This window comes from Methylophaga lonarensis MPL, assembly GCF_000349205.1.
GTDB lineage: Bacteria > Pseudomonadota > Gammaproteobacteria > Nitrosococcales > Methylophagaceae > Methylophaga > Methylophaga lonarensis.
In genome coordinates this window covers 22841-31288 of record NZ_APHR01000071.1, presented here as the reverse complement: position 1 = coordinate 31288, position 8448 = coordinate 22841, and the positions used below count along the sequence as shown (strand labels likewise).

9 protein-coding genes, 1 tRNA gene and 1 pseudogene are annotated in these 8448 nt (G+C 48.9%); 1 reads left to right on the top strand and 10 read right to left on the bottom strand.

Annotation, left to right across the window (positions count from 1 at the left end; genetic code table 11):
• Positions 1–751: pseudogene (locus MPL1_RS11795) on the bottom strand (ATP-dependent Clp protease proteolytic subunit); the annotation flags it as partial.
• Positions 752–1079: 328 nt separating this feature from the next.
• Between MPL1_RS11795 and MPL1_RS11785 the strand changes: the two are divergent.
• Positions 1080–1286, top strand: coding sequence for a cold-shock protein (locus MPL1_RS11785; protein WP_040577147.1), 207 nt, complete (start codon positions 1080–1082; stop codon positions 1284–1286).
• 86 nt (positions 1287–1372) lie between these two features.
• On the opposite strand, the gene MPL1_RS11780 is transcribed toward MPL1_RS11785, so the two are convergent.
• From MPL1_RS11780 to MPL1_RS11740, 9 genes are all read right to left on the bottom strand, one after another.
• Entirely contained in the window at positions 1373–2131 is a 759-nt protein-coding gene (locus tag MPL1_RS11780) for a hypothetical protein (RefSeq protein ID WP_009727361.1), read from the bottom strand.
• A 25-nt stretch (positions 2132–2156) separates the two neighbouring features.
• Positions 2157–3005 (bottom strand): mechanosensitive ion channel domain-containing protein, encoded by an 849-nt coding sequence (locus tag MPL1_RS11775; protein WP_009727360.1) that lies wholly within the window; start codon positions 3003–3005, stop codon positions 2157–2159.
• An 89-nt stretch (positions 3006–3094) separates the two neighbouring features.
• Complete coding sequence (locus MPL1_RS11770; RefSeq protein ID WP_009727359.1) at positions 3095–3514, bottom strand: hypothetical protein; 420 nt, start codon at positions 3512–3514, stop codon at positions 3095–3097.
• 150 nt (positions 3515–3664) lie between these two features.
• Positions 3665–3741, bottom strand: a tRNA-Met gene (locus tag MPL1_RS11765).
• Positions 3742–3798: 57 nt separating this feature from the next.
• Positions 3799–4815 carry a phospholipase A gene (locus MPL1_RS11760; RefSeq protein WP_009727358.1) on the bottom strand — a complete coding sequence of 339 codons (1017 nt, stop codon included), beginning with the start codon at positions 4813–4815 and terminating at the stop codon, positions 3799–3801.
• Between the two features lie 40 nt (positions 4816–4855).
• A complete protein-coding gene (gene ychF / locus MPL1_RS11755) occupies positions 4856–5947 on the bottom strand; it encodes a redox-regulated ATPase YchF (RefSeq protein WP_009727357.1) in 1092 nt (363 codons plus the stop codon).
• A gap of 109 nt (positions 5948–6056) precedes the next feature.
• The gene (gene pth / locus MPL1_RS11750; protein ID WP_009727356.1) at positions 6057–6629 is read right to left on the bottom strand and encodes an aminoacyl-tRNA hydrolase; all 573 of its coding nucleotides are present in this window, start codon (positions 6627–6629) and stop codon (positions 6057–6059) included.
• Between the two features lie 21 nt (positions 6630–6650).
• Complete coding sequence (locus MPL1_RS11745) at positions 6651–7316, bottom strand: 50S ribosomal protein L25/general stress protein Ctc (RefSeq protein ID WP_009727355.1); 666 nt, start codon at positions 7314–7316, stop codon at positions 6651–6653.
• A 109-nt stretch (positions 7317–7425) separates the two neighbouring features.
• Positions 7426–8361 (bottom strand): ribose-phosphate diphosphokinase, encoded by a 936-nt coding sequence (locus MPL1_RS11740; RefSeq protein ID WP_009727354.1) that lies wholly within the window; start codon positions 8359–8361, stop codon positions 7426–7428.
• Positions 8362–8448 lie beyond the last annotated feature (87 nt).

Genomic DNA, 8448 nt, shown 5'->3' with positions numbered 1-8448 from the left:
TACARCTCAACAAATCATAACGCCAGCCGGTTTCAATTTCGGTGACTTCCGTGTTCGCCAGTTGCAAGACAACACCAGCGTCGAGTGTCACCGTATGTCCATCCAGTTGCTCGAGCAGATTGTTGAGGTCGGTCGCAATGAAATCCGTCACTCCCTGCTCAAGTGCATCCGTAGCACTGAGGCTGACGGCTTCACGCACCGTTTCCTCAGCCCAATCAGCATTTCGCCCGCGTAACTCCGCCAGCCCTCGAATGTAGGCTACGGCATCGTTGATCAGTTTTTTCTCCATGGAAGATTGCTGGCTGGATTGCTCTTCATCCTCTTGCTGTTGCGGCATACCAGCCGGTCGCATGGTCACAGGGGTAGAAGAGCCCACATTGGTAGCTGGCGCCATTGCAGCGATATGACTGGCATATAGGATGTAGGTGCCGGCACTGGCTGCACGTGAACCCGAGGGAGCGACATAAGTTGCGACCGGGACTTTTGAAGCCAGAATGGCCTTAATGATCTGACGCATGGAAGCATCCAGTCCGCCGGGAGTATCCAGCTTGAGAACCAGCAGACTAATCTGTTCGTTTTCTGCCCGCTGCAAAGTTCGAACAAAATAATCTGCCGATGCCGGGCTGACAGCGCCATGAATGGTGGCTACCCAGACCTTGTCAGCCGCTTGCAGGGGTTTTATGCCAGACAAGGCCATCAGCAGGATCAGCCAAACCATCATCTCGAAGCGTTTGTTTACTGCGCTATTCATGACTATTCGCCTATTTTAGGAACACGCATGACTCAGTATCTCACCATTGACATGCGATTCCGCCCATCAGTTCATCCGCATTATCGAATGGACATTATCCGACACACACTCATCGCCATTGCATTTTTGCAAAAAAATCAATTATTTATTGACTTTAATTTGTATGCCCTATACAGTGACAACAGCTTGAAATCAGATTTTTTATTTATAGCATTTTGATGTTTTGCGCTTGATTACCAACTGTAGCTCGTCCTGATTTTTATAAACAAAAGTACATTTCCAGCGATACCCGCCTCTTCGAGGCTCAATTTTTTAGAAAACAGGATTTATCATGTCTACAACAGGTACAGTTAAGTGGTTCAACGATGCAAAAGGTTTTGGCTTTATTGAACAAGAAAATGGCCCGGATGTATTTGCTCACTTCAGACAAATCACCGGTGATGGCTTCAAGTCACTGACTGAAGGCCAGCGCGTTGAGTTCACAGTCACCCAAGGTCAAAAAGGCCCACAAGCCGAAAATATCCGCGCACTGTAAAACTACACTGCCGCAGAGACCAAAAAGCCCCTTAACCGGGGCTTTTTTGTGTCTGTCATCTGGCCGGATTTGACGATCAACCAGCCCTAAGTCGTTCTCGCATGAACTGAATAGCCGGCCTGTTTAAGCTGATTGACTTGTGAAACACATTTTTTCAAGGTGTGTGCTGCACCGCGAATACCAATCGCATGGTAATAATCACTGTCTTCGGTATGTCGATCAGCTTTAGAGTACTGGCGAATATGACCACACAAATCTCTCAGGTTGGTGTGCAATTCGATCAGACATGCCACCAGTTCCGGTGATAAAAATTCCGAATACTTCATATTCAGCAAATTCCAGATATCAACGGCCTTATCATTGAAGTAGTCAAAACTGCTATCGGTGAACAAAACTGTCGGGTTTAATCGTGCAGTGATAGCCTCGACGCTCAGCCCCTCGATCTCATTCAACAAATCAGCGCGCTGCGCTCTCACCTGCTTGTGTTGCTCATCCGCATGAAGCTGGGCATCAAGCTCAGGGTTAAAGTTAAACGCGCGGAAAGACAAACCATCACGCAGTCGGTTGATATCGCGGGCAATCAGATAATCAATGTGTTCACTGACTGTTCGCCAGCGTTTTGTTTTTGAACGTACCAGCAGCACATCGATAATAAACAGTGTGAATGCAGCGCCCAATAACTCGGAAAACAGATTCAATGCCAGATCCGGCATCAGCGTATTCAAACTCCAGACCACGGCCATCGCCGTGAATACAACCAGATAAACCACCAAGGGAATATCGGACTCTCGTAGCAAAGTTCTAATTTTTGAGGTTTTGACTTCTGCCTGCTGCGTCTCGCTCACACACTACTCCTGCTAAAAATAACTGTCAGTTGTTGGCTGTCGTATCATCTTGCAAAGCCTGCTCGCCGATTAACACATCTGACAGAATGGCTTGCTCAATCTGGTTACGTTGCTGAGTTTTGGTCGGAATACGCACCACCAGATGTATCTGTTCAGCATCGGGGACCTGAATGGTGACTCGCGGCTCAACAGAAGGCACGTCAAGCCCACGGCTGAGACTGATACGCTGCATGTAATTTCGAACTTCATCAAGATAGGGTGCGGTGTGACGCATGGCTGACTGTAACAGTGCCTTTTGTGCTTGCGGCCAATCGGCTTCCCGCGGGTAGGGCACAGTGAATACATGCAGAATATAGTCACTGGTAAAACTCTCGTTGATAACGGGTTCAGCAACAAATAACGAGTTCGGAATCACTGTCATGCGTCCGGTGCGCTGATGTGTCAGTTTGCCCGGCCCAACCTCCAGAATGGTTGTCGCCAGCAAATTCTGATCAATGACATCACCACGAAAATCCTTGATCTGGATTCTGTCACCTACTTTGAAAGAGCGTGCGCCCGTTTTCAGAATCGAGCCCATCACACAGAGAATCAATTCCTTGGTGGCCACCACAAATGCCACCGCAATTGCCACCACTGACAATGCCAGCGTTCGCAGCTCCTCACCCCAGATAAATACCAGACCAAGTAGCAACAACAATACAAAAGCATTGTTGGACTGCACCAGCCAACGCCGACGCAACTCGATACTGGAAATTTTCTGTCTCAACAGTCTGGCGACCAGTGCGCGTAACACCAAAAGTGCGATCAGCAAAATCAGACTGCTGGTGAGCAAACTGGTGCTAAATACACTGAAGTCAAAACTGGATGGCCACATTATCTTTTCCGCTTCACTATCTAATACAAAAATACAGCATAGCTTATCGCAGCTGAGCAGCGCTATCCGGCGTCTTCGGACCTTGATAACTAGTCATCACACACCTGCTCCAGTATCGATAAGGCCAATGTAATCTGACGTGCTGGCAAACCATGCTGATGTAAAAACTTGCCCTGCACCAAATAAGCCTCTCGCTCGAGCAACATTCGCTGCTCACAGCTCATGCTGCTGATATCGATCAAGCCCTGCTTATCCTGCAGATAATGAACCAGCTCATGGACAAGGAAACTGCGTGCATTGAGATCCTCATCAAAATCAAGTCTTTGATCATGAAAAATCGTCTGAGATCCTGGATCGTAGTAGGCCACTGCCGGACAGTTTTCACCATGGCACAGTGTATCTATCAACTGTTGCTGACTGATCGGAATAATCTCTGGAAGCTGTGCCGGATCATCATAGGCAGAGACCGCCACAACCCAGACTAGCAAGCTTGGTAACCAATCATGCATCGCCATCCTCCAAGTCGATGATGGGCGGGAGATTTCTGGTCATAACGCCAGCAGTATATCCACGGTTGGTAAACTGTGAGGATAGCAGAAACAAAAAACCCCGCTTGATGCGAGGTTTGGAGTACCAACAGGCGTTGGTAAATATAGAGGTGGTGGCTATGGGTGGATTCGAACCACCGACCCCATCATTATGAGTGATGTGCTCTAACCAACTGAGCTACATAGCCACGAAGCCGTGCATTTTACGATGCCGGGCACGAAATATCAACAAATTAGCCATTTGTTTATAACCAGTCGCTGAACTGAATACCGATACCAAGACTATTGGTGCGATGGTCATAGTCAATCAGGCTTTCACCGTAACCATTAAACCACTGCACATAACCACGGAAATTTCTGAATAATGGGAAACTCCAGCCCAGTTGCACCGCGCCTTTATTATTGCTTCTCAGGTTATTTCTGAGCATCAGATCCAGACTGTGATCGCCCATTTTGTAGAGCGCACCCAGCTCAAAATTACCCATATATCGTTCGATATCAGGATTATCATCATCACGGCTACGCTCAGGGATTCTCCACCAGGGTTTCAGTGACAGATACAGGTTATCGCGCTCAAACACAAACTCAGCAAACAGTCGATTCCAACTGCGTGATAACGGCCCGCTTTGACCGTTGGAATGATGATTGATACCGGTGTTAATCATTGAATTACGAAAACCAAACACCTCATTATCGGTCGCGAAAGATAACCATGCCTCTGGCTCGTGATTCGAATCACGAAACGGTGATGAACCGCTTTTATTGAACATTTGCCAGAATGACCGGTTAGTGTAGGCAAAGTAGAGATCGGCGCGGTCATCAAACAAGCCACGGGCCACCGGTAGCTTCAGACTGATTTGAAACTTGGTTTCCCAGGGCTGAAAGTTGTAATCACGTCCCGGATCGGCAAGTTCAAATGGCCGCTCATTGGCGGAAGCCATGTTATTACTGAGAATAATGTAGTTTGGCCGGTGTGGTAACAATACAAAAGGATTACGGGACTCGGCTTTTTCCAGCATCAAGCGACGACCCAGTGCAGAGTCCTGCTCGGCAATGACATCGGTTTCGACCATCTGCTCATACTGCTGATCAGCGGCAACTTCCGGTGCTGTGTACAAGGCGCACAATCGGCGAATGTCGCCAACAGTAAGTGTATCTTCTGCGGTGACGATACGATCCATCATGCAGCGATCCATCTCACTGGCGGCATGACTGGCAGTGGAAATAAACAATAATGCTGCGGCGAACGATCTGAATATCATGGATTCTCCTGTGTCGCCGCAGCCAGAATGGCGCAGCGGTTTATACGTTAAAGCGGAAGTGCATCACGTCACCATCCTTGATGATGTACTCTTTGCCTTCGAGCCGCCATTTACCGGCATCCTTGGCACCCTGCTCGCCATTGAACTGAACAAAATCATCGTAGCTGATAACTTCGGCGCGAATGAAACCCTTTTGGAAATCCGTGTGGATAACACCGGCACCTTCTGGCGCGGTTGCACCGATGCGAACAGTCCAGGCTCGTACTTCTTTGACACCCGCAGTGAAGTAGGTATGAAGACCCAATAACTGGTAACCACTGCGGATCACACGATTCAGACCCGGTTCTTCCAAGCCAAGTTCTTGCAAAAACTCAGCCTTGTCCTCATCGGCCAAATCGGCAATTTCTGATTCGATGGCGGCACAAATGGCTACGACAGTGGCATTATCCTTGGCGGCAAATTCGATTACCGCATCCAGTGCCGGATTATTTTCAAAGCCATCTTCAGCGACATTAGCAATGTACATAGTAGGTTTGACAGTCAATAAATGCAGCCCCGCCATCAGAGTCATCTGATCATTGTCGAGTGCCATCGATCTGACCGGTAAGCCTTGATCCAGATGGGTTTTCATCTGTTCCAATAACTCCAGCCGGGCCTTGGCCGTCTTGTCTCCACCTTTGGCATCACGCGTCGTCTTGGTGATTGCCTTTTCCACAGACTCAAGATCCGCCAGTGCCAATTCAGTGTTAATCACCTCAATATCATCAAGTGGTGACACTTTACCGGCAACATGAACGACATTTTCATCTTCAAAACAACGCACCACATGGGCAATCGCATCGGTCTCACGAATATTGGCGAGGAATTTATTACCCAGGCCTTCGCCCTTGGAAGCACCAGCCACCAATCCCGCAATATCGACGAACTCCATCGTGGTTGGCAACACTCGCTGCGGATTGACAATCTCAGCCAGTTTATCAAGTCGCGGATCAGGCACCGGCACAATACCGACATTGGGTTCAATGGTGCAAAAAGGATAGTTTTGCGCCTCGATTCCCGCCTGCGTCAGCGCGTTGAATAAAGTTGATTTGCCTACATTAGGCAGTCCTACAATACCGCATTTGAATCCCATGCTAATTCCTCTGGGCTAAAGAGTAATGGCTGTTTAGGCGATCATTGTCTGCCACAGTAACAGCGCAAGTTTTTATCTGACAGTGATAAGGCCGTCAGCTTTTAATCGTCTATTGTGAATGCAGCCAATTCATGGCCTTGTCCAGGTTACCGTCCAGCAAATCCGGTAAAACCCTGATGCTGTTGTCTATCGCCGTCATAATGGCCTGCCGGTCATCTACTGAGGGTTTGCTCAAAACATAATCCGCAACCTGCTTGCTATTACCCGGGTGATCAATGCCCAAGCGACACCGCAGGAAATCTTTGCTACCGCAGTGAAGCATAATGTCACGCAGCCCGTTATGCCCTCCATGACCGCCTGCTTTTTTAAGTCGAGCAGCGCCGGCTGGCAAGTCCAGTTCATCATGAACCACAACAATGTTTTCAGCAGGAATTTTGTAAAAATTTGCCAGGGCGGCGACGGCGCTGCCACTTCGATTCATGAAGGTCAGCGGTTTGATCAACCAGATTTTGTGCTGTGTCGTAGTGAGCTGGGCCAGCTGGCCATGAAAACGGCTGTCAGTTTTGAAGCTTAAGCCGTTGTCATGCGCCAGTTGGTCCAGCCACCAGAAACCGACATTGTGTCGGGTGTTTTCATATTGGGAGCCGGGGTTGCCAAGACCGGCGATAATCCAGTTTGCCACTTCCGGCTCCCTGCAACTGCTTTATTCTTCAGTCGCTTCTTCGTCAGCTTCAACGTCAGCGTCATCAGCAGCCGCTGCACGTGGTTTGTGAATGCTGGCAACCGGTTGGTCATAAACCGAACGCTCACCCTCTTCCAGGTGCTCTTCCTGACCATGACTCAATGCAGTCAGTGAAACGCCTTTAGGCAGTTTCAGGTCAGTCAGGTGCAAGGTTTCATCCATACCCAGTTTTGACACATCCGCTTCGATGAACTCTGGCAGATCTTTAGGCAAACAGCTGATTTCAACCTCAGTCATGACGTGAGAAACCAGTCCACCCGCTTTAACACCCGGAGCTTTCTCTTCACCGATGAAGTGCAGTGGTACCGTCATGGTCATGGCATGCTTGGCATCAACACGCAAAAAGTCAGCGTGCACGATTTTGTTATCGTTAGCAGGGTGACGTTGCAGATCTTTCAGTACAACCTGAGATTTTTTGCCATCAATAACCAGCGTCAGAATGTGCGCATAAAACGCTTCTTCGGCCAGGTGACGAATAAACTGGTTGTGATCCAGAGAAACTGACTCTGGTGCTTTGTCCGCACCATAGACAACCGCGGGCACTTTACCCGTACGACGAAGGCGGCGGCTCGCACCTTTCCCTTCATCTGTACGTGCTTGCGCATGTACTTCAAATAAATTTTCCATCTTCTACTCCAAAGATATGATGAATATCAATTCATCAAAAATGCCGCCTGTTGGCGGCCAAAGCCTTCACCGCGACCAGAGAAGGCACTGCATGATCAGCCTCGACTGATCAATCCATATACAACGAACTGACGGACTCTTCGTTGCTAATTCTATACATTGCTTCCGCCAGCATTTCAGCAATACTGAGCGGACGAATTTTTTCACAGGCAGCCGCATGTGGCTGCAACGGGATAGTGTCTGTCACTACCAGTTCATCCAGCACTGAACTATTGATATTATCAACCGCAGAACCAGAGAGCACCGGGTGTGTACAGTAGGCAACCACTTTCACTGCCCCATGTTGTTTTAAAGCTTCTGCCGCTGCACATAATGTGCCGGCAGTATCCACCATATCGTCAACCAGCACACAGACTCTGCCTTCAACATCACCGATGATGTTCATCACTTTGGCGACATTGGCACGAGGGCGACGCTTGTCGATGATAGCCAGCTCAACATCAAGATGCTTGGCCAGGGCGCGAGCACGGACTACACCGCCAACGTCAGGCGATACAACCACCAAATCCTGATATTTGTGTTTCCAGATATCGCCCAGCAACACTGGCGATGCATAAACATTATCTACGGGGCAATCAAAAAAGCCCTGAATCTGATCAGCGTGCAGATCAACGGTCAGTACTCGATCTGCACCCACACCTGTCAGCATGTTGGCAACTACTTTGGCTGTAATCGCTACACGGGCTGAACGAGGACGGCGGTCCTGCCGTGAATAGCCAAAATACGGCACAACCAGTGTGATTCTCTTGGCGGATGCGCGACGAATAGCGTCGGTCATCACCATCAGTTCCATCAGGTTGTCGTTGGTTGGCATGCAGGTCGGTTGTACAACAAACACGTCCTTGCCGCGAACGTTATCCAGAATCTCGACCATGATTTCGCCGTCGCTGAATTTTTCAACGGTGGCTTTACCGAGGGAGACATTGAGGAAGTTAGCAATGTTTTTCGACAGCTCGCGGTTAGCATTGCCGGTGAAGACCATCATGCTGCTGTCGGCATTACGTTGCTGTAACTGGAGAATTCGGTTTTGAGTCACGTTGGGGTGCCGAGCGTAGTAATTCAAAATAAAAGA

Excerpts from the sequence above, each read along its gene's own strand:
- MPL1_RS11775 (WP_009727360.1), bottom strand. The coding sequence starts at position 3,005 with ATGTGGCCATCCAGTTTTGACTTCAGTGTATTTAGCACCAGTTTGCTC.
- MPL1_RS11770 (WP_009727359.1), bottom strand. The coding sequence starts at position 3,514 with ATGCATGATTGGTTACCAAGCTTGCTAGTCTGGGTTGTGGCGGTCTCT.
- MPL1_RS11760 (WP_009727358.1), bottom strand. The coding sequence starts at position 4,815 with ATGATATTCAGATCGTTCGCCGCAGCATTATTGTTTATTTCCACTGCC.
- ychF (WP_009727357.1), bottom strand. The coding sequence starts at position 5,947 with ATGGGATTCAAATGCGGTATTGTAGGACTGCCTAATGTAGGCAAATCA.
- MPL1_RS11745 (WP_009727355.1), bottom strand. The coding sequence starts at position 7,316 with ATGGAAAATTTATTTGAAGTACATGCGCAAGCACGTACAGATGAAGGG.
- MPL1_RS11740 (WP_009727354.1), bottom strand. The coding sequence starts at position 8,361 with ATGATGGTCTTCACCGGCAATGCTAACCGCGAGCTGTCGAAAAACATT.